At 58.0% G+C, this 20,096-nt stretch carries 23 protein-coding genes; 8 read left to right on the top strand and 15 right to left on the bottom strand.

Going from position 1 to position 20,096, the window contains the following annotated elements; all coding sequences use genetic code 11:
- Window positions 1-53: 53 nt before the first annotated feature.
- Complete coding sequence (locus SLH47_RS10775; RefSeq protein ID WP_320239498.1) at window positions 54-425, top strand: VOC family protein; 372 nt, start codon at window positions 54-56, stop codon at window positions 423-425.
- A gap of 21 nt (window positions 426-446) precedes the next feature.
- On the opposite strand, the gene SLH47_RS10770 is transcribed toward SLH47_RS10775, so the two are convergent.
- The 6 genes from SLH47_RS10770 to SLH47_RS10745 all read right to left on the bottom strand — a co-directional run bounded on the left by SLH47_RS10770 (window position 447) and on the right by SLH47_RS10745 (window position 6,009).
- On the bottom strand, window positions 447-1,787 hold the full coding sequence (locus tag SLH47_RS10770) for a S41 family peptidase (protein WP_320239497.1): 1,341 nt from the start codon (window positions 1,785-1,787) through the stop codon (window positions 447-449).
- 13 nt (window positions 1,788-1,800) lie between these two features.
- Window positions 1,801-2,871: a murein hydrolase activator EnvC family protein gene (locus SLH47_RS10765; RefSeq protein WP_320239496.1), complete on the bottom strand. Its 1,071-nt coding sequence runs from the start codon at window positions 2,869-2,871 to the stop codon at window positions 1,801-1,803.
- Complete coding sequence (gene gpmI / locus SLH47_RS10760) at window positions 2,868-4,382, bottom strand: 2,3-bisphosphoglycerate-independent phosphoglycerate mutase (RefSeq protein WP_320239495.1); 1,515 nt, start codon at window positions 4,380-4,382, stop codon at window positions 2,868-2,870. Before gpmI ends, SLH47_RS10765 begins: the two co-directional genes overlap by 4 nt.
- A gap of 99 nt (window positions 4,383-4,481) precedes the next feature.
- Window positions 4,482-4,952 (bottom strand): 23S rRNA (pseudouridine(1915)-N(3))-methyltransferase RlmH, encoded by a 471-nt coding sequence (gene rlmH / locus SLH47_RS10755; RefSeq protein WP_320239494.1) that lies wholly within the window; start codon window positions 4,950-4,952, stop codon window positions 4,482-4,484.
- Window positions 4,952-5,407, bottom strand: coding sequence for a ribosome silencing factor (gene rsfS, locus SLH47_RS10750; RefSeq protein WP_320239493.1), 456 nt, complete (start codon window positions 5,405-5,407; stop codon window positions 4,952-4,954). Before rsfS ends, rlmH begins: the two co-directional genes overlap by 1 nt.
- Before the next feature lie 77 nt (window positions 5,408-5,484).
- Window positions 5,485-6,009 (bottom strand): hypothetical protein, encoded by a 525-nt coding sequence (locus SLH47_RS10745; protein ID WP_320239492.1) that lies wholly within the window; start codon window positions 6,007-6,009, stop codon window positions 5,485-5,487.
- A gap of 66 nt (window positions 6,010-6,075) precedes the next feature.
- Between SLH47_RS10745 and SLH47_RS10740 the strand changes: the two genes are divergently transcribed.
- Complete coding sequence (locus tag SLH47_RS10740; protein WP_320239491.1) at window positions 6,076-6,603, top strand: DUF2975 domain-containing protein; 528 nt, start codon at window positions 6,076-6,078, stop codon at window positions 6,601-6,603.
- Window positions 6,600-6,824 carry a helix-turn-helix transcriptional regulator gene (locus SLH47_RS10735; protein ID WP_320239490.1) on the top strand — a complete coding sequence of 75 codons (225 nt, stop codon included), beginning with the start codon at window positions 6,600-6,602 and terminating at the stop codon, window positions 6,822-6,824. Before SLH47_RS10740 ends, SLH47_RS10735 begins: the two co-directional genes overlap by 4 nt.
- 16 nt (window positions 6,825-6,840) lie before the next feature.
- On the opposite strand, the gene SLH47_RS10730 is transcribed toward SLH47_RS10735, so the two are convergent.
- From SLH47_RS10730 to SLH47_RS10720, 3 genes are read right to left on the bottom strand one after another with little or no spacing between them, the layout of a single operon-like run.
- Window positions 6,841-7,863 (bottom strand): alcohol dehydrogenase catalytic domain-containing protein, encoded by a 1,023-nt coding sequence (locus SLH47_RS10730; RefSeq protein ID WP_320239489.1) that lies wholly within the window; start codon window positions 7,861-7,863, stop codon window positions 6,841-6,843.
- A 15-nt stretch (window positions 7,864-7,878) separates the two neighbouring features.
- The gene (locus tag SLH47_RS10725; protein WP_320239488.1) at window positions 7,879-8,493 is read right to left on the bottom strand and encodes a sulfotransferase; all 615 of its coding nucleotides are present in this window, start codon (window positions 8,491-8,493) and stop codon (window positions 7,879-7,881) included.
- A gap of 17 nt (window positions 8,494-8,510) precedes the next feature.
- On the bottom strand, window positions 8,511-9,299 hold the full coding sequence (locus tag SLH47_RS10720) for an exodeoxyribonuclease III (protein ID WP_320239487.1): 789 nt from the start codon (window positions 9,297-9,299) through the stop codon (window positions 8,511-8,513).
- Window positions 9,300-9,474: 175 nt separating this feature from the next.
- On the opposite strand from SLH47_RS10720, the gene SLH47_RS10715 reads away from it, so the two are divergent.
- A complete protein-coding gene (locus tag SLH47_RS10715; RefSeq protein WP_320239486.1) occupies window positions 9,475-10,548 on the top strand; it encodes a Hint domain-containing protein in 1,074 nt (357 codons plus the stop codon).
- Here SLH47_RS10715 and SLH47_RS10710 read toward each other — a convergent pair.
- The 3 genes from SLH47_RS10710 to SLH47_RS10700 all read right to left on the bottom strand — a co-directional run bounded on the left by SLH47_RS10710 (window position 10,531) and on the right by SLH47_RS10700 (window position 12,950).
- Complete coding sequence (locus SLH47_RS10710) at window positions 10,531-11,373, bottom strand: isoprenylcysteine carboxylmethyltransferase family protein (RefSeq protein ID WP_320239485.1); 843 nt, start codon at window positions 11,371-11,373, stop codon at window positions 10,531-10,533. The two genes, SLH47_RS10715 and SLH47_RS10710, sit on opposite strands and share 18 nt — an antisense overlap.
- A gap of 66 nt (window positions 11,374-11,439) precedes the next feature.
- Complete coding sequence (locus tag SLH47_RS10705) at window positions 11,440-11,931, bottom strand: hypothetical protein (RefSeq protein ID WP_320239484.1); 492 nt, start codon at window positions 11,929-11,931, stop codon at window positions 11,440-11,442.
- Window positions 11,932-11,960: 29 nt separating this feature from the next.
- Window positions 11,961-12,950 (bottom strand): asparaginase, encoded by a 990-nt coding sequence (locus tag SLH47_RS10700; protein ID WP_320239483.1) that lies wholly within the window; start codon window positions 12,948-12,950, stop codon window positions 11,961-11,963.
- A gap of 193 nt (window positions 12,951-13,143) precedes the next feature.
- Here SLH47_RS10700 and SLH47_RS10695 point away from each other — a divergent pair, with 193 nt between their 5' ends.
- Together SLH47_RS10695 and rlmN are read left to right on the top strand one after the other, a co-directional pair.
- Window positions 13,144-13,674, top strand: coding sequence for an invasion associated locus B family protein (locus tag SLH47_RS10695; RefSeq protein WP_320239482.1), 531 nt, complete (start codon window positions 13,144-13,146; stop codon window positions 13,672-13,674).
- 99 nt (window positions 13,675-13,773) lie between these two features.
- A complete protein-coding gene (gene rlmN, locus SLH47_RS10690) occupies window positions 13,774-14,949 on the top strand; it encodes a 23S rRNA (adenine(2503)-C(2))-methyltransferase RlmN (RefSeq protein ID WP_320239481.1) in 1,176 nt (391 codons plus the stop codon).
- Between the two features lie 87 nt (window positions 14,950-15,036).
- Here the strand turns inward: rlmN and SLH47_RS10685 are convergent, their stop codons facing one another.
- Together SLH47_RS10685 and SLH47_RS10680 are read right to left on the bottom strand one after the other, a co-directional pair.
- On the bottom strand, window positions 15,037-16,155 hold the full coding sequence (locus tag SLH47_RS10685) for a Gfo/Idh/MocA family oxidoreductase (RefSeq protein ID WP_320239480.1): 1,119 nt from the start codon (window positions 16,153-16,155) through the stop codon (window positions 15,037-15,039).
- Window positions 16,152-16,910: a sugar phosphate isomerase/epimerase gene (locus SLH47_RS10680; protein ID WP_320239479.1), complete on the bottom strand. Its 759-nt coding sequence runs from the start codon at window positions 16,908-16,910 to the stop codon at window positions 16,152-16,154. Before SLH47_RS10680 ends, SLH47_RS10685 begins: the two co-directional genes overlap by 4 nt.
- A 333-nt stretch (window positions 16,911-17,243) precedes the next feature.
- On the opposite strand from SLH47_RS10680, the gene SLH47_RS10675 reads away from it, so the two are divergent.
- Complete coding sequence (locus tag SLH47_RS10675; protein ID WP_320239478.1) at window positions 17,244-18,281, top strand: LacI family transcriptional regulator; 1,038 nt, start codon at window positions 17,244-17,246, stop codon at window positions 18,279-18,281.
- Between the two features lie 9 nt (window positions 18,282-18,290).
- On the opposite strand, the gene SLH47_RS10670 is transcribed toward SLH47_RS10675, so the two are convergent.
- Complete coding sequence (locus SLH47_RS10670) at window positions 18,291-19,136, bottom strand: TIGR00730 family Rossman fold protein (protein WP_320239477.1); 846 nt, start codon at window positions 19,134-19,136, stop codon at window positions 18,291-18,293.
- 132 nt (window positions 19,137-19,268) lie between these two features.
- On the opposite strand from SLH47_RS10670, the gene dapD reads away from it, so the two are divergent.
- Window positions 19,269-20,096 (top strand): 2,3,4,5-tetrahydropyridine-2,6-dicarboxylate N-succinyltransferase, encoded by an 828-nt coding sequence (dapD, locus tag SLH47_RS10665; protein ID WP_320239476.1) that lies wholly within the window; start codon window positions 19,269-19,271, stop codon window positions 20,094-20,096.

The raw sequence follows: 20,096 nt of genomic DNA, 5'->3' as shown, positions 1-20,096 counted from the left end.
GTATGTCATAAGTCGAATACACATGTGTATGTTGCCAGAAAGACTGATACGATATGAACCGCGCTTTCACCAATATCCTCTGCAACAACGTCGAAACGAATGCGCGTTTCTACGAGGATATTCTCGGCATGCACCGCCGCAATGATTTCGGCTGGTTCATCATCATGGGCTCCGACGATCTACCCGGTCTTGAACTGGGCTTGCTCGACAAGGCTCACGAAACCGTGCCGCCTGTCGTGGCCCAACCTCCCGCAGGCTTGATCCTGACCTTCGTCGTTGAGGATGCCGCCGTTTGCCACGAGAAAGCTATTGCAGCCGATGCGGAGATCGTCGAGGAGCCGACAGATCTGCCATACGGGCAGACCCGCCTTCTGTTGCGAGACCCTGCGGGTACCATTGTCGATATCAGTTCCCCGACACCTTAGGCGCGGCACCCCCAGTTCCGCTTAAGGGTTCAGCAGTGCCGTTGGGCCCAGCGCGTTCAATCCTTTGAGGATGTCGATGGCATAGGCCAGCTGGTAATCCTCTTCGCGTAATTGGGCGGCAGTTTCGGCCCGTGCACGCTCTTCCTCGATCTGGCGGATTTCATCCTCGGTCAGGCTGTCATTGTCGAGCGAACCGCGCAAATCGGCCTCTGTCCGCCGCGCTGGCGCGTCTTCATCTTCTTCGAGATCAGCGCGAGGGCGTGGCTGCTCGACGATGATATCCGGCGAAATCCCCAAGGACTGGATCGACCGACCCGACGGCGTGTAATACCGCGATGTCGTCAGGCGCATCGCACCGTCGCCCCGCAGCGGAACAACCGTCTGGACCGACCCTTTGCCAAACGAATTCGTGCCAATGACGATGGCACGCCGGTGGTCCTGCAAAGCACCCGCCACGATCTCGGACGCCGAGGCAGAGCCGCCGTTGATCAGCACCACGATGGGCTTGCCTTCCGCCAGATCGCCGGGTGAGGCGTTAAACCGATCTCCATCACTGGGGTCGCGGCCGCGGGTCGAGACAATCTCACCGGCGTCAAGAAACGCGTCCGAGACGTAAATCGCCTGGTTCAAGAGGCCACCGGGATTGTTGCGCAGGTCAATCACGATTCCATCGATATTGTCGATGCCGCCCGCAGCCTCGATCTGTTCCTCCATGCCATCCTTGAGATTGGGGAAGGTCTGATCGTTAAAGGTTGTCACACGCAAGACAACGGCGTTGCCTTCCGTACGGCTGCGCACAGCGGTCAGCTTGATCGTGTCACGAATGATGGAGACGTCAAACGGCTCAATCTCGCCTTCACGCACAACGGTGATGATAATCTCCGACCCGACAGGCCCCCGCATCATCGACACCGCGTCATCGAGTGTCAGACCCAGCACGCTTTCCCCGTCAACGGCGGTAATGAAATCGCCGGCAAGGATGCCCGCCGCATCGGCAGGGGTGCCATCCATGGGTGCCACGACTTTCACAAATCCTTCTTCCTGCGTCACCTCAATGCCGAGGCCACCGAATTCACCCGATGTCTGAACGCGCATGGCGGCGGCATCGTCGGCAGACAGATAACTGGAATGTGGATCAAGCGAGGTCAGCATGCCGTTAATCGCTGCCTCGATCAGCTCCTTGTCATCGACCTCTTCCACATATTCGGCGCGGATGCGTTCGAAGATGTCACCAAAAAGATCAAGCTGTTCATAGACGTTGGTGCGATCGGATTCCTGCGCCAGAAGCGGCCCTGCTATCTGGCTCGTCGCCAGTAACCCCAGTGCTGCGCCGCCAAATGCGGCCATCATCGCCTTTTTCATTCCGTATCCTTGCTTACTCCAACGCAAACCACGCGTCCGGGCTGACGGCAGATTGCCTATCTCGCACCTCAAGATAAAGCACTTGCTGCGTTTGACCCGCATTTGATGCATCGTTTTCGGTCAAAATACCGTCAACATCGGGGGCTGCACCACCCAAAAGCCCAATCGGCGCGCCTGCCGACACGATTTCGCCGGGTTGCACGAATACTGTGCCGAGCCCCGCAAAGATGAACAAGACATCGGCGGCGGGCTCAGCGATCACCACGGTGCCATAGTTCAAGAGCGGTCCTTCAAACAGGATCGTCGCATCGACCGGTGTGCTGACCAATGCTTGTGGCGCGGCACCAACATGGATGCCGGGCAGGTTCGGGGCCTGATCCGGTAGCACAATGCCCGCAACAGGCAGTGGCAGATCGCCGGACGCGGTCAGCGTGTCTTCTGGTGACGGGGTGCCGGCTGCGATTTCCGCCGCAAAATCTGCAAGCGTCTGCGCACTGGCCACTAGCAGGGCCGTTTGCAGCGGGTCCTGCTCAAACCGACGTGGCAGGGTGACACGGTCAGAGACGGCCTGGCCCAGCGCCGCCCGCGCCTCTTGCGCGCCTTCCAAACCCTGTTGCAACGTGTTGGTCGCGACAGCTCGTGCAGTCCGCAAGCTTTGCGCCGCATGCAATTGGTCGCGTAGCGCGTCCACTTGTCCCTCAAGCGCAAGTGCCATGTCGGTGGTCAACAGACCCGCACGCGCGGCATTTCTGGCACCCTGCGGATGGCTAAAGATCACCGGGTTCGGCGTTTTGCTGATCGACGAGAGCACGCCAAGCAGGCGCGCAAGGTCCTCGCGATCCTCAGCCAGCCTTCGGGAAATCTCGGCCTCTTGCACGGTGATCTGCCGCAAACTGTCGCGCATCGCGATCAGCCCTGCCTCATAGGCCTGCACTGTTTCGGTCAGAGCCCTGATGCGATCACGTCCAGTGTCAGCGGCTTCCAGACGCGCATTTGCCGCTTGCAATTGCCGCGCAGCCTCCTGCGCCTGTTCCTCCGCGGCAAGCGGACTTGCTAGACACCATAAAAGCGCGGCCCACCTCATGTGATCAGCGATTTGCCCGTCATTTCCGGCGGCAGCTCCAGCCCCATCAGGTGCAGGATCGTCGGTGCAAGATCCGCGAGCCGCCCGTCACGCAACTGCGCCCCGTCCGGCCCACCCACCAATGCAACGGGCACCGGATTGGTCGTATGCGCCGTATGCGGGCCGCCTGTTTTCGGGTCGACCATTGTTTCGCAATTGCCGTGATCTGCAGTGACAATCATCGCACCACCGGCCTTTTCAAGCGCCTGCAGGACAGCGCCAAGCCCCGCATCAACCGCTTCACAAGCCTTGATCGCGGCGTCCAGATCGCCAGTATGCCCTACCATGTCGGGATTGGCGTAATTGGTGACAATCAGGTCGTAACCGTCTTCGATGGCTTTGACAAAATGCTCCGTCACCTCGCCCGCCGACATCTCGGGCTGCAGATCATAGGTCGCGACTTTGGGCGACGGTGCCATGTGGCGGTCTTCACCCTGCTCAGGGGTCTCAATACCGCCATTCAGAAAGAACGTCACATGCGGGTACTTCTCTGTCTCTGCCAGCCGGAACTGTCGCATGCCCTTCTTGGCAACCCAGGCGCCAAGCGTGTTGACGATCTTCTGCTTAGGGAAAACGGTCGTCATGAAGGCGTTATGGGTCTCGGAGTAATCCACCATGCCCAGCAAGGCGGCAAGTTTCGGGCGCGCGCCCACGTCAAAGGCATCAAAGTCAGGCTGGCCGATCGCCAAAAGGATCTCGCGCGCCCGATCTGCCCGGAAGTTCACAAAAAACACCCCGTCCCCATCCTGCATGCCAGTGTAGTTTTCCGCACGAAAGGGGACGATGAACTCATCCGTCTGATCCAGATCGTAACAGGTCGCGATCCCCTCAACGGCGTCGCTCAGCGCGTCAGCATCACCCAAAACCATGGCGCGATAGGCCTTTTCGACGCGCTCCCACCGGTTGTCGCGATCCATCGCGTAGTAGCGGCCAGAGACCGTGACAATCTCCACACTGTCCGGCAGGTCAGCGTGCATCTGCGCAATCTGTTCTGCCGCCGATGTCGGGGCCACGTCGCGCCCGTCGGTGATCGCGTGCACGACCACAGGTAGGCCGCGATCAACCAGCGCGCGGACGCTGGCGACGATGTGATCCTGATGCGAATGCACCCCGCCAGGGGAGGCCAGCCCGATGACATGCGCGGTGCCGCCAGATTTCGCTAGAGTACCCGCAAAGTCGACCAGCGCGGATTTGTCAAAGAACGACCCATCCTCAATCGCCAAATCAATCTGACCCAGATCCATCGCCACAACCCGACCCGCGCCGATATTGGTATGACCGACCTCGGAATTGCCCATTTGCCCTTTCGGCAGACCGACGTCATTGCCATGCGTGACAAGTTGCGCATGCGGGCCTTGCATCACCCTGTCAAAGTTGGGCGTTCGTGCGAGCGCAGGCGCATTGGCCGCGCTGTCCTCGCGCAGCCCCCAGCCGTCAAGAATGCATAAGACAACGGGTTTTGGCACGGACATCACAACCTCCAATTCAAGTCGCCATATCCTTAGCGCGAGATGCCGGGTAACAAAATCCTCTTAATCATCTCGCCAGAAATACTCCCGCCGGAGGCGGCCCTACGCCCGATGATAAGGACCACCCGCCAGAATTGAGGCAGCACGGTAAAGCTGTTCCGCCAGCATCACCCGCACCAGCATATGCGGCCAGACCATCTTGCCAAAACTTAGCGATGCGTCAGCCTTCGCACGCAAGCCCGGATCAAGACCATCCGCACCGCCGATCAGAAAGGCCACATCCTGCCGCCCCTGATCGCGCCACCCATCCAGTTGTTTCGCAAAATCGGGGGATGACATCACCTTTCCGCGTTCATCCAGAGTACAAAGCAATGCGCCATCAGAGGCTGCGCGTGACAACAGGGCAGCTTCTGCGGCCATGCCGCCACCCTTCTTGTCTTCGACCTCAATCAGCTCTGCCGGGCCGAGACCAAGGTTGCGCCCGGTGCGTTCAAACCGGGTCAGATAATCCTCGTAAAGCACTCGTTCCGACCCCTGACGCAGGCGGCCAACGGCGCAGATTTGCACGCGCATCAGCCCGCCGCAGCTGCCCCTGGCTGCCACATCTTTTCAAGCTGATAGAATTCGCGCACTTCGGGGCGGAAGATGTGAACGATCACATCACCGGTATCAATGAGAACCCAATCGCCGGCATCCTTGCCTTCCACCTTGCAGATGACCCGAAATTCCTGCTTGAGCCGATCGGTCAACTTTTCGGCCATGGCCGTTACCTGACGCGTGGACCGCCCTGACGCAATGACCATGTAGTCACCCATCTCGGACTTGCCGCGCAGATTGATCTGCACGATGTCTTCGCCTTTGTCATCTTCGAGGGATTTCAGAACAGCCGCCAACAAGCTTTCGCTGGTGGCTTGGCGCGGGGCGCTCATCGCGTGAGCCCCGATATTGGCTGCAGGTGCAGCCGCAGAGTTAAGAGACAGTGCATTGTCCTCCTTAAAACGCGCCGTCATGACCCCGGCGCCGGGCATGGGCTCAAAATAGCAAGTGACCCCTGTTTTTTCAACAACCGGGATCACATGGCCCTTTTTTGCGACGGCGCGCCAGTTCAGTAAACCGCATCACATTGAGGAACATCGCCCAGTTGTTCCGCCGAAGTGACCGCAGAAAGGGGGGCATTGCGGACAAGCGGCAGGAAAGCCCCATCCTGCGCCAACCGGATCGCAACGTTCACGCGCGCATCATCCGACGGCCCCGCACCCCGCAGACACGGAGCGAGTGTGATTGCCAACGACCCTTGGGTTGCGCTGGCATTCTCTGCTTCCCACTGCCAAGCAGTGGCCTGCAAGGCGCGCAAAGTCGCATGGTCTGACGGCGCAATCGCGTAGACGTCCCCTTCACGCACCAGCCTGAAAGTGCCCTTGGCAGTTTGGTCAAGATCACTGCGGATGACGGCAAATGTCAGCATTGCCGATCCCGGCTGTACATCGATGCCTTCAGGCAAGGTGAGCGCCACCGCCATATCCGCCGGATCGGCGGTTGTTGGCGAGAGATTGTTCAGACGCATCGCAGTTGTTGGCACAATACTCGTGCACCCGGCCAGCAGGATCAGCAGAATAGAAACACAACGCATAAGAATCTCCTTTGACAGATATTTTTTATTGTTTTACATTAATTTTTAAAACCAGAAAGGTGAAAAATGGCAAAGCTAGAACGTGTCGCACGCTTTTCGCGTATTTTGCAGGTGCTAACCGTGTCGGCGATGATTGTCTTACCGCTCGCAATCATTGTCGGCATGCGTGTCGGAGTTTTTTGGGAGGCGCCCTATCCTGCGGATCTCATTGTCGAGTCTGAAATCTCGCGCACCCAAGTCACGATGGTTTTCATCCTTGCGCTAATCAAACCCATCATTCTGTTGTGGATACTTAATGAAATGCGAAAGCTGTTTGTTGCCTACAGCAAGGGGGCAATCCTCACAAACCGCAGTGCCCGTCTCATCCAACGCATTGGCCAGGGCTTTGTCGCGATGGCGGTGGCCGATTTTTTGTTCCAGCCGCTATTTGTCCTCATCCTGACCATGGCGAACCCTCCCGGGTCGCGGAGCCTGGCCATTAGTCTCAACAGCGACATGATGTTTTTCGCACTCGCGGGTGGCCTGATCATCGTTGTCGGTTGGGCCATGCGTGAAGCAGCCGCAGCTGCGGCAGAAAACCGGTCTTTCGTATGAAAGACATTGAAATCATTGTGCGGCTTGATGTCATGCTGGCCCTGCGCAAGATGAAATCGCGGGATCTGGCGCAGGCCGTTGGCATTACTGAACAGAACATCAGCCTTCTGAAATCAGGCAAGGTCAAAGGCATCCGGTTCGAGACACTTGCCAAAATCTGTGCGGTTCTGGAATGCCAGCCCGGTGATCTTTTGGAAGCGGCTGAGATGGATCAAGCCTAGAAACCATGTAGAGCGGCTACTGGCGTGGATCGATGAAAGCCTTGCCATCCAGTTTGGCTAGAACCTGCGGCAATTGGGTCATCGCATCCGACAACGGAACGATTCCCGCCACATCCGTGGTCCATTTGCCAGTGACGAAACGCTCTTGGATCTCGGCAAACGCTGCGGGGATGCGCGCCGGATCAACCTGTTGCATCCAGCGCGTGAGCCAGAACCCTTCGATCCGCTTGTTCTGAAAGATCATCTGACCCAATTGCGTCAGCCTCGGCGCCTCGGTTGCCAGCTTGCCGTAATTGACCCAAACCGCGTGCGACGGCATGGCAAAGAACAGATCCGCCGTAACCTGATCGCCGACCGCGTCGAGCAGGATGCGCGGTTTGCTTGCTTTGAAGATGGCCCGCGCAGCCTCAACCGGGTCTTCTTCACCAGTGACGATCACATCTGCCGCGCCCAGAGCGCGCAACATATCAGCCTGTGCCGCGCGCCTGACAACTGCGATTGGCGCAATGCCGTGATCACGGCCAAGCACGATCAGAAGCTTGCCCAGCTGCGACCCCGCAGCATTCAAAACAAAGCTTTCCGCCCCACTCTCTTTGACCAGATCAAACATGGCTATCGCGGTCAGCGGATTGACCAATTGGCCCGCTGCATCCGTCTCGGCCAGATCGGGGCGGCAGGGGATCAAACGCGCGGCATCGGTCATCGCGTATTCTGCCCATGCACCCGACGCGCTGGCGAAGAAGCTGACCCGTTGCCCCATCAACGGTGTGTCACCTGCAACAACCTGGCCCACGGCCTCGAACCCTGCGGGCATCCCTTTCACACGCGGTTGGCCATATTCACCCTTGATAAAATGGATGTCCGACGGGTTCACCGCAGCCAAGTGCACCTTGATCAGCGCCTGACCGTCGCCAGGCGTCGGCACAGGCACGTCTTGCAGCGCCACAAACGGACTCAGGTCATCGATATTCGGACCGGTCTGCGTGTTTGCGTACCCATCATGGAGCTGGATCAGTGCTTTCATCTCAGCTGCATGCATGGTCCGACACTCCGTTCATGACGCAGGATTTTCGGTATTGGTGTTCGCCGTACCCCACCATGGGAGGTCCAGCGACAGGCGATCACTGAGTATCCCCTGTATGTCGGGGGTCGCTATGTCGACTTCAAGAAAATGCGGATCATCGGCAAACATTGTCCGTGTCCGGTCATAGTGGCCTTCAACCCAATCCTGAAATCCTGCCTCGGTTTGCGCCATCTGGGGCGTCAGCCAGGGCGCACCCATATCCATGAAGCGTTTGTGCATATCACCCCAGCGCATGATGCTGTTTGCGACTTTGGCGGGATCGCGTGTCAAAAGCAAAAACAGGCAATCAGGATGGTGTTCGCGGATCCGCTGCATCAGCGGAAAGTCCATCTGCGGCCAAAGACTGTACGGTGCAACGATCTGATCGGCCTGTGTGACCGCATCCCATTCCTTCAGACCCGCCAGCGGGTCAGCACCGCGCAGATAGCTTCGGTAAATGTTCGCGCCCACAAACTGGTGCGCCCGCAGCCCGATGCCCATGCGGGGATAAAATTCCCAATGTGCCGATTTGATGCCCGCTTTTTCCAGGGCAGTATGTAGCGTTGTTGTCCCAGACTTTGGCAGCCCAAGGTTAAAGAGTTTCATAAATGCACCTGTGTTCTCTAAATATCAAAAGTTGCAAAAACGGGCGCATGGTCACTTGGCTTCTCCCACCCACGCGCCTCGCGCAAGACCCGGCTGGAATGTGCGGCCTGCCGGATATCCGGTGTCGCCCAAATGTGATCAAGCCTGCGGCCCTTGTCGGATGCATCCCAATTGGGCGAGCGATATGACCACCAGCTATAAAGCGGCCCGTCGGGAATGTCGGTCCGGGTCACGTCGGTCCACCCTCCGGCGTCCATCACCTGCGCCAGATGCTCGACCTCAATCGGCGTGTGGCTGACGACTTTCAAGAGCTGCTTGTGGCTCCACACATCATCTTCACGCGGCGCGATGTTCAGGTCACCGACAAGAATGGATTTTTGCGGCGTTTCGGCATGAAACGCATCGCGCATATCGGTCAGGTAGTCGAGCTTTTGGCCGAACTTCTCATTCGCGTCCCGGTCTGGCACATCACCCCCAGCAGGCACGTAATGGTTGTGGATGGTGACGCCGTTTTCCAGCCGTGCCGCCACGTGCCGGGCATGACCAAGGCTCGCGAAATCCTCGGCACCCACCTCTTCCATGGGCAGTTTTGACAGGATCGCAACGCCGTTATATCCCTTCTGACCCCGCGCGACCATGTGGGTATAACCAAGTGCGGTGAACTGCGTCATCGGGATTTTCTCGACCGGGCTCTTGCATTCCTGCAGGCACAGCACATCCGGCATCTCTTCACGCATCAGGCGTAAAACAAGCTCTTCGCGCAGGCGGACCGAATTGATGTTCCAGGTGGCAAGTGTGAATGGCATGTGACCGGCTTTCATTTGAGGCATGCCCGCCATATGTGCCTTGCCCGGCAGTTTTGATCAACTGTCGCAAGATGGACACATCTCCTTAGGTCACGTTTGCGAAATCAACGGTTTATTCGCAAGAAAAGTGCTACTAGTTTGCGCCGGCAAACACGATCAACAGACGGTTCTTTCCATGGTTCTGCGCACCTTTTTCGCAATTGACAGTGACAACCTTGTTGTCACCTCAAGCAGCAGTGCAGGGCTCGTCGGAAACGGGATCATCAACAATTCCGACACACCGGACGGAACGGTTTTTGTCTATTCCTCCGGCGGTGGCACAACCGTGACCATCGACGATGCTGGCGCTTTTGCAGACAATATCCCCGAAGATAACAACCTGTTCTTCAATGATGATGAGCCGACGGATCACGTGGTCACCGATGGTGGCGGGATCGTGGCCAACGGCCAGAATGTTGAAGCGGAATCGACAATTCTGATCCGCGCGCTTGATGCGATGGGCAATCCAACCGGCCCCACCATCGAACTGACCGTCTTTTCTCAGGGCGGTGTCACACAGGATGTGTGGGGCTTTTCGTCCAGTCAGGAACTTGTTGACGGCGTGTCCTACATCAAGGTCGGCGGCGACAATGACGGCACCTCACCCTATACCGATTTCATCCCCTGTTTTGAGGCCGCAACACTGATTGAGACGCGATCAGGCCCGGTAGCTGCAGAGGATATCTCTCCCGGTGACTTGATCCGGACGCGAGACGCGGGATTTCAGCCTGTCCGTTGGGTCGGCAGTGCACATGTTGCGGCGACGGGCGATTATGCACCGGTGACCTTTGAACCCGGCGTGATCGGAAACGGCACGCAACTGACCCTTTCGCCCGAGCACCGCGTGTTTCTCCAGGATGCGCGTGCAGAGCTCCTGTTCGGCTCAGCCGAGGTCTTGGTTGCCGCAAAGCACTTTGTCGGCTTGCCCGGCGTAACATGGCGCTCGGGCGGGCGCGTGCATTACGTGCATATCATGTGCGATGCGCACCAGATCATCTATGCCAATGGTGCAATGTGCGAGAGCTTCTTTCTGTCTGAGAACGCTGTTTCCGCAATTGACGCTGCACACCGCAAAGAGCTTTTGTCACTGTTCCCATCATTGACCGAAGCGATCCGCGATTTCGGCGATATGGCCGCCCCTGCTTTACGGGGATTTGAGGCATCAGTTCTGCGCGATCACATGGCCGCGCAATCAGCGACGGCGGGCTAACCGTCGTTTCGCCAGCAGCGGCCCGAACCGCAAACGCGGCACAACATACGGCACTCGCGCCTGATACGCAGCGAAGCGTTCACCATAAAGCATGGCAAAACGCCGTTCCTTCAACTGCGGTGCGAGCAGGCAATAAGCCGTATAGCTGACAGCCAGCAAAAGCTGATCCGGTGTCCAAACAGGCACCGTCCAGAGTGTGAGCGCGAAGGCCACATAGATTGGCTGCCGGATCAGCCTGAAAAGGCCCATGGTCGGCATGTCTGGGAAGACCGGTTTGATCTTTTGCAGCAGTGACATCCAGCCCAGCGCACCAGACTGCACCTCTGCTCCGGCATCATAGCTGGCCTTGATCAGGATGAGCCATGCCAGCGCATAAAGCGTCGACCAGACGACAAGGGCCGAACCCTCTGCCTGCCACCAAATGATCCCGCTTGGAGTCCAGAGTGTGAACAGCACCAAAAGCTGTGTCGAGGCGATGATTGCATATGTCGTAGTCGCCAGGGTTGGTCCATAGCCCGCGGGTGCCAACCGCGCCAGGATCGTTCGACCCCTCTTCGATAACAGAAAGGAATGGGCCAGGGGGAATTGCGCGATCAACGCGATATTGGCCAACCACGCCCAAGGTTGCGGCACTCGACCGAAGCTTTCGCTCATCCCGAAATACATCGCGGCAATCATCGCCAAGACGGCGGCGGTAAAGATCACGTGACAGACCGCACCGTAGATAAGGGCGACGGCGATCCTGCTCTTCCCGGGTGGTGGGTTAAAATTGCCCACCATCAAACGGTAAAGGCGGCGGAAATGAGAATGATCGTGACGAGCCATATGGCGGAGCTAAAACCGCGGCGTGGCGCGACAAGGGCCACTGCCAACGGGTCGCAGGGCTTCGGGTTAGCCCCGCATGTCATATGCGCGGACCAGAACTCGCCTTCCCCGATAATCCCCGCGCAAGGCACCAAACAGGTAGCTTGCATCTTTGGCAAAGGCCCGGACGATCTTCCCAGCAGCCTTGTCCATATCCTGAAGGTCGTGCCGCCGCAGCCTGAATGGCTGACGCCCTACCAAAAGGTCCCACCGCGTCCCGCCACATAGTTGATATTCGGTGAACGGTTGATGCAGCCACATATCCGTACAATCCCCCGCAACAGCGGGGAGGTCTGCCAAATCATTGATCCCGAACACATTCTCCGAGCGTGTGATCGCGAAACCGAACGCACGATCTTTCGGAAAGAAAGACATTTCCAGCTGATCAATATGCTGCGCCAGATCGGTGCAGATCAGACTCTCCTGGTAGGCCTGGTTCGCCGCCTCCCAGCCAGCGGAATAAACAGGATGCTCGACAAAACCTTCTGGCTTGCAAAGGTCGACGACTGCATCGCTCACACTGAGAAACAGTTGCTTGTTTGCCTTCATCAGGCCAGTGCTGCGACGGGCCGAATTTGGCCCGTCGTAATGCCGCGCCGGTTTTGAATAGATGGGGTCAGGCGCGCCTTTGCGGCTGGATGATCGGCATCCAAGACACCCAGTTTCACAAGGATTGCCGCGATAGCACATTCGCTCGCCCGCGTTGCGCCATCCGAGATTTTCACCGCGACGCCCATGCGCTTTTCAGGAACAATGGCGATAAACACGCCCTCTGCCCCGGTCTTGATCGCAACACGACCATCCATCGCGCGCATCAACTCCGTGCAAGCCCGCGTCTCTCCGGCAACAAGATCAGGGTGCCCGACCATCGCCTGGATCAGCCGGGTGGCCGCCTGACTGCGGGTGTCGTTCCGATCACCGGCGCTCGCAAAAAACGCCATGGCGCGTGCGAGACCATGCAGGGTGCAGGCGTGGTTCGGGGCAGAGCAGCCGTCGATGCCGAACATCGGGCTACTTTCGCCCGTCACATCCTCAAAGGCCGCTTTACAAGCCTGCTGCACGGGATGGTCAATCTCATGGTATTCTGCACCGGCCCCCATGTGCTTTGACAGGGTCAAAAAACCCGCGTGCTTGCCCGAACAATTATTGTGAAACTGGCATGGTTCATCGCCTGCTCGGATCAGGGCATTTCGCGCATCCTTGTCGCTGGGCACTTGCGGGCCACAACGCAAGGCATCATCCGTCAGATCAAGATCGCGCAACCATGCCCGGACCCTGTCCGTGTGGATCGCCGCCCCCTGATGCGAGGCACAGGCCAGTGCCAACTGCTCATCCGTCAGGTGCGCCCCCGCCCCGCTTTCCAAAAGCGGCAGCGCCTGAATCATCTTGCAGGACGAGCGCGGATAGATCAGCGCCTCTGGGTCGCCCCAGGCCTCGACTATCTGGCCGCTTTCATCGCAGACAACCGCATGCCCCTGATGCACGCATTCGCGCAGATCGCCACGCCAGATTTCAACCAGATCGACAGGATTTGTCATGCTTTTTGCCTTGCCCAGCCGGGCCTTCCCGCCCGCGTGATATGTGTATTTCGGGGCTTTGCCCGGCCAGCAATTTTTTGCTACGCTTCACGCTATCGAGTTGAACCACGTCTCGCCAGTCGAAAAGGTGTCGTCAGATGCATCAGGGCTGTAACGAGGCATCCAGAGGCAAGGACAGCTTGGAGGCTGTAAGATGATTTTGAAGACTTCCCGGACCCTTTGTGCGATTTTGGCGTTTTGTGTGGCCGGGTCCGCATTCGCACAGGAAGAAAGCGACAACCGTATCGCCGCCAACACTGACTGGAGCGTATTTGTCGAAAGCGACCCCACTGAATGCTGGGCCGTATCAGCCCCAAAGGAAACGGTGAATACGCGTGACGGCAGTGTCGTGACAGTGCGCCGTGGCGATATCCGTTTGATCGTTTTCTACCGGCCATCCGAGGATGTGGCGGGCCAGGTCATGTTCACCGGTGGCTATCCATTCGCCAGCGGTTCGACCGTATCGATGAGGGTCGGAGATACGACCTTCCAGATGTTCACAGAGGGCGAAACCGCATGGCCTGCAACGCCAGAGGATGACGTGAAATTTGTTGCGGCAATGAAGCGAGGTGCAGATGCGGTGATCACCGGACGGTCCGGTCGCGGCACGCAGACCGAAGACACGTTCAGCCTGCTGGGCTTTACCGCAGCGGTTGAAGAGGCTGAAAGACGGTGCACAAGCTAGGCACGTGCGACGCAAAGGAATGATGACGGGCCGGTTTTCTTGCGAAAATCGGCCCTTCCTCTTATATGCCAAGCCTGATCCAGAAAAATGAGTCGCCCGATGCCTGCCAGCGCCCCGATCACACAGGACGTCATGACCTTTCCGCGCAAACTGCCGGACGGGCTGCCCAACCTTGTGGGCATGACGCGCGACGCCATGCGCGAAGCGCTGATTGCTGTTGGGACACCTGAAAAACAGGCCAAGATGCGGGTAGGCCAGATCTGGCAATGGATCTACCACTGGGGCGTGCGCGACTTCGCGGCGATGACCAACCTCGCCAAAGACTATCGTGCGATGCTGGCCGAGAACTTTGTCATTGAAGTCCCTGAGGTGGTGACGCGTCAAGTCTCGGACGATGGCACCCGTAAATATCTCGTACGCATTGCAGGCGGGCATGAGGTTGAGGTCGTTTACATCCCCGAGACGGACCGGGGAACTTTGTGCATTTCATCTCAGGTGGGCTGCACACTGACCTGTTCGTTCTGCCATACAGGCACGCAGAAACTGGTGCGCAATCTGACCGCAGGAGAGATCATCGGCCAGGTCATGATCGCGCGCGATGATCTGGATGAATGGCCGGTACCGGGCGAACCCAAGGATGAAACGCGGCTGTTGTCCAATATCGTGCTCATGGGTATGGGCGAGCCGCTTTACAATTTTGAGAATGTGCGCGACGCGATGCGGATCGCGATGGACCCGCATGGGATCCAGTTGTCACGTCGTCGGATCACGCTGTCGACCTCAGGTGTTGTGCCGGAGATTGCGCGGACGGCAGAAGAGATCGGCTGCCAACTCGCCGTGTCATTTCATGCAACGACGGATGAGACTCGCGACAAGCTGGTGCCGATCAACAAGCGCTGGAATATTGCAGAATTGCTTGATGCCTTGCGCAGTTATCCCAAAGTCTCGAATTCAGAGCGGATCACGTTTGAATATGTGATGCTGGATGGGGTGAATGACACGGATGAGGATGCGCTCCGTCTGATCAAGCTGATTGATGGTATTCCCGCCAAGATCAATCTGATCCCGTTCAATGAATGGCCTGGCGCGCCGTACAAGCGGTCATCAAACAATCGCATCCGGGCCTTTGCGGATATCATCTACAAGGCGGGCTATGCCTCTCCCATTCGGACGCCGCGCGGGGAAGACATCATGGCCGCGTGCGGGCAGTTGAAATCTGCAACCGAACGGGCGCGCAAAAGCCGGGCACAGATCGCGCAAGAGGCTGGGCTTTAATCAGATCTTGGCGAGAGCTGTTCCAAGATAGTGTGCGTCATTCGCAAACTATCTCCGGGGCACCCGCACCGTATCAAACAGCAATACCTAGGCCAGCAAGGCGCGCGCTTCGTCTGGCGACAGGGGCGCTGGACGCTCGCATGTCGTGGTCAGATCCACAAAGCGCCGCTCTTCTCCCGCCCTCAAGATGCTCGTCATGACATCGACGGCATGCACGGCCAAATCGATGCTGCACCGATGTGGGCGGCCCTCTGTGAGAGCGGTCGCCATATCTGCAAGACCTGCGCAACGATAATTGGCCCGGTTGTCCTGGTTATTGACCCCAAACGGATGATCCCAAGCGGGCAAAGGCTTGATACTCCCATCGTCTGTGCTGATTTCGACGGTCCCGCCAAAGAAGTTGGGATCAGGCAGGAACAGCGATGCGTCCTCGCCATAAAGTTCAATATGCCCATGCCGATGCGCCCGGACATCCCAGCTTGCGCCAAGGGTGATCGTGGCGCCATTGGCGAATTCCAACAGTGCATTGATGTTTGTCGGCGTTGCGACCGGCACCTTCTCTCCCGCACGATCACCAGATCCGATGAGCCGTTCTTTGAAAGCCGCCGTCGCCAATGACGCGACGGACTTTACCGGGCCCAAAAGTTGAATGAGGTTGGTGACATAGTAGGGACCAATATCAAGGATCGGGCCAGCGCCGGGTTGGTAAAAGAAGTCAGGGTTCGGGTGCCAGCTTTCCATCCCGCGGTCCATCACGTGGCAAGTGCCCCCAATCACGTTGCCAATCTGGCCTTTATCAATCGCCGCTCGGGCCTGCTGATGGGCGGCGCCCAGAAATGTGTCCGGTGCAACACCCACGCGAAGGTTCTGTGCGGCGGCGAGGGCGCGAAGCTCTTCGGCCTCAGACAAATCAAGAACCAGCGGCTTCTCAGAATACGCATGTTTGCCCGCTTGCAGGATCTGCCTTGTCACCTCAAAATGCGCGACTGGGATTGTCAGATTGACGATTATGTCAATGTCTTTTGCGGCAAGCAGATCTGCAACCGTCTCGGCCCGCACACCATATTGCGCGGCGCGGACATGTGCGGCGTCCATGTTGAGGTCAGCAACCGCAACCATGCGAAGCGATTTGAACAGCGGCGCCAAGGACAGATATGTCGTTGAGATATTGCCGCAGCCGATAATGCCGACGCGTAGTTGTGTCATGAATGCTGTCCTTCGAATGCTTTGATCGATGCAAGACTGCGCGTCGCAAAGCGATTGTCATCATTTGGGTTGTCGTGTTCGATTACGTAGTGATCGACGCCGGCGCCTTGCAGCGCTGCATGGATGGCAGACCAATCCATGATGCCGTGTCCCACATCGGCCCAGCCATCTTCGTCGGCGCATTCGCCGTCAGCAGCGATGTCCTTGACATGCACCGCCGCGATCCGACCCGCATATTTGTTGATCCAGGCGACCGGATCGTGGCCCGCCACGCGAACCCAACCCAGATCAAGCTCCAGCATCAAGTCATCCGACGCAGCGGCAATCAGATCAAGCGGGATATCCCCGCTGCCTGTCACATCAAACTCAAAGGCATGGTTGTGCCAGCCAAAGATCAGCCCCGCATCCACTAGCGGCTTGCCCGCCTCGGCCAAGCGTCTGCCAAAGGCCTGCCATCCCGCTGTATCATTTGGCCGATCTTCTGGATCGAGGAAAGGTGCAAACACCTTTTTGACCGCCAGCTTTTTCGCAATCTGCAACGCTGCGACCGGATCGCTCTCGATCATGTCGAGGTCCATATGACAGCTGGTCATCTCCAGCTGACTCGCATCCAGCGCAGCCTTCAGGCCGTCAACATCTGAAAGAAGCGCGGCATAGCCTTCAACCTCGGAAAAGCCGACCTCACCCAACATCCGCAATGTGCGAGTCAAGGGCGGGAAATTGCGTGAACAATAAAGCTGATAGGAGATCTGCATGAAAAGGGTCCTTTGGGCATCGTTGGCGCCTAAGAGTTGGGGCTGCATGAACGTGGACTAAGCTAAGAGGACTTCGATACGCTGCGCACCGCTATTTGTGCGCCAATGCTGTCGCAGCGGATGTTCTGCTCTCAATTGCACGGATTTTAGCCCAATCTCTAAATCGTTATAGTAAGACCTATAACGATTTAGATTGACCTCGCAACACGTAACTCGCACTATCACATCGACAAATGACGCATCGCTGATGGCTAGCTCCTCGACTAGCGTTGCCCCATAGGGCAACAAGCATTGTACTTATCCTGCAGATTCCGTGCCGCGAGAAGGAAACACATGCCGCAAAACGAGATCGAATACGATGCCGCGGCAAACCGCATTGTGGCTGATGAGAAACCGACGTTGAAGACGATTGCGCGCCTGAGCGGTCTTGCGGTGCCGACCGTGTCGCGCGCGCTCAACGACGCGCCCGACATCGGCTCTGAGACGAAGAAGCTGGTCCGCAAGATCGCCAATGACATCGGCTATGTGCCTAATCGCGCGGGTGTCAGGCTGCGGACCGGCCGGACGAATGTCATCAGCCTCATGATGTCGACCGAGCACGATTTGATGAGCCATACGGCCCGTCTGATTGCGTCGGTCGCGGGAGGGTTACGGCACACGCCCTTCCATATGATCGTCACGCCCTTCTTTCCCGATCAGGACCCGATGGAGCCGGTGCGCTACATCGTGGAGACGGTCTCGGCAGACGCGATCATTATGAACCAGATCCAGCCAAAAGACCCGCGCGTGGCCTATCTGATGAAACGCGGTTTCCCCTTTGCCACTTACGGGCGCACAGATTGGGCGGATCAGCATCCCTATTACGACTTCGACAACAGCGCCTTCGGCGAGATCGCAGTCAGGCAACTCGCCGCACGTGGGCGCAAAACAATACTCGTCATCGCACCCCCTCCGACGCAAAGCTATGCCCAGCACATGGTGTCCGGCATAGGGCAAAGCAGCGCCCTACATGACGTCGCGATTGTGATCGCCGATGGGATCACTAGCGACACGCCAAGCGCCGAGGTTGTGACTTTCATGCAGGATGCTCTGAGAAAGCGGCCGGACATTGATGCGGTTGTGACGGCCTCATCCTCTTCCGCCATGGCTGCTGTTGCCGCGATTGAGCAACACGGTGCCCAGGTCGGACAACAGATTGACGTCTTTGCGAAAGAGGCGATTCCGTTTCTGAAACTTTTCAGGAACGATATTCTGACCATCTCGGAGAACGTGGATGCGGCTGGCAAGTTTCTGGCAGAGGCTGCCATTCAGGCGATCCGCAATCCAGACGAGCCACCATTGCAATCCCTGCAGGTGCCAGAAGACCGATAGCGGCGGCGGTTACCGGCCCGGAATAGCACCGCGTTTGACGCCTTTGCCTTCCCAATCGTCCAGCGCCGCCACAGCCTCTTCCGCTGTTTCGACAAATCGGAAAAGCTTCAGATCATCTTGAGAGATCGTGCCCGCCTCTGCCAGCGCGTCCCAGTTGATGATCTTGTCCCAGAACTCCCGACCGAACAGCAGGAAAGGCACCTGCGCCATCCGACCCGTCTGGATCAGCGTAAGGGATTCGAATAGTTCGTCCAGGGTTCCGAACCCACCGGGAAAGACACAGATTGCAGAGGCGCGCATCAGGAAATGCATCTTGCGGATGCCGAAATAGTGGAAGTTGAAACAGAGTTCCGGCGTCACGTAGGGGTTGGGCGATTGTTCATGCGGCAGCACGATGTTGAGCCCGATGGACTTGCCCCCTGCATCCTGCGCCCCGCGATTGCCCGCCTCCATCACGCCCGGCCCGCCGCCTGTGACGATCACATCGTCCTTGCCGCCTTTGGCCAGAGACTTCGCCGTCATGATCTGCGCGAATTTGCGCGCCTCGTCGTAGTATTTTGTGAGGTCGGCGAGCGTCTGCGTCCGCGCCTTGTCCTTCTGCGCAGGCTCCGGAATCCGCGCGCCGCCAAAGAGCACGATGGTCGAGTTGATCCCCGCCTCATTCATCAGAAGTTCAGGCTTAAGGAGTTCAAGCTGCAACCGCACTGGCCGCAATTCCTCGCGGCACATGAAATCCTCGTCCGCAAAGGCGAGCCGATAGGATGGCGCCCGCGTTTGCGGCGTGTCGACGGCATGCGTGGCCGCCTCGCGATCCTGGTGGCTGTCGCGGAAGGGATGCTTGCGGTCGTCTTTCATCAATCGTGTCCTGTCATGGTTTACCGCTAACATTTCGTGATGCGGGCATAGATGCAATGGGCATGGTTCGCGATTGCGAAGGAAGGGCACGGCCTTTATAGCCAATCCGAATGAATGTGACCGGAGGATTCCATGTCGAACGCTGCCCTTGAGACCGCCATCGAAGCCGCGTGGGAGGCGCGTGACACGATCACTCCGGCCACAACAGGTGAGACACGCGAGGCAATCGAGGACACTTTGAACGCGCTCGACAGCGGTGGTCTCCGCGTCGCCGAAAAACAGGATGACGGGTCGTGGCACGTCAACCAATGGGCAAAAAAGGCCGTTCTGCTGGGCTTCCGCATCAAGGATATGGAACAACAAGATGGCGGCCCGCAATCCGGCGGCTGGTGGGACAAGGTCGACAGCAAGTTCAAGGGCTGGGGTGACAATCAGTGGCGGGCCGCGGGCTTTCGCGCGGTGCCGAATTGCGTCGTCCGCAAGTCCGCCTTCATCGCTCCTGGCGTCGTGCTGATGCCATCCTTTGTGAACCTAGGGGCCTATGTGGACGAAGGCACGATGGTCGATACCTGGGCCACCGTTGGGTCCTGTGCGCAGATCGGCAAAAACGTGCATCTCTCTGGCGGTGTGGGCATCGGCGGTGTGCTGGAACCGATGCAGGCGGGGCCAACGATCATTGAAGACAACTGCTTTATCGGTGCACGCTCTGAAGTTGTTGAAGGCTGTATTGTCCGCGAAGGCTCGGTCCTAGGCATGGGTGTCTTCATCGGCCAATCCACCAAGATCGTGGACCGCGAAACAGGCGAGGTGATGTATGGCGAAGTGCCGCCCTATTCGGTTGTCGTCGCAGGCTCCATGCCGTCCAAAAACAACATCAACCTTTACTGCGCGGTGATCGTCAAACGCGTCGATGAAAAGACCCGTTCAAAAACCGGTATCAACGAGCTATTGCGCGACTAG

This window comes from Cognatiyoonia sp. IB215182 (assembly GCF_033963905.1).
Taxonomy (GTDB): Bacteria; Pseudomonadota; Alphaproteobacteria; order Rhodobacterales; family Rhodobacteraceae; genus Yoonia.
Note: the sequence above shows the minus strand (reverse complement) of the source record. Positions and strands in the feature narration are given on the sequence as shown.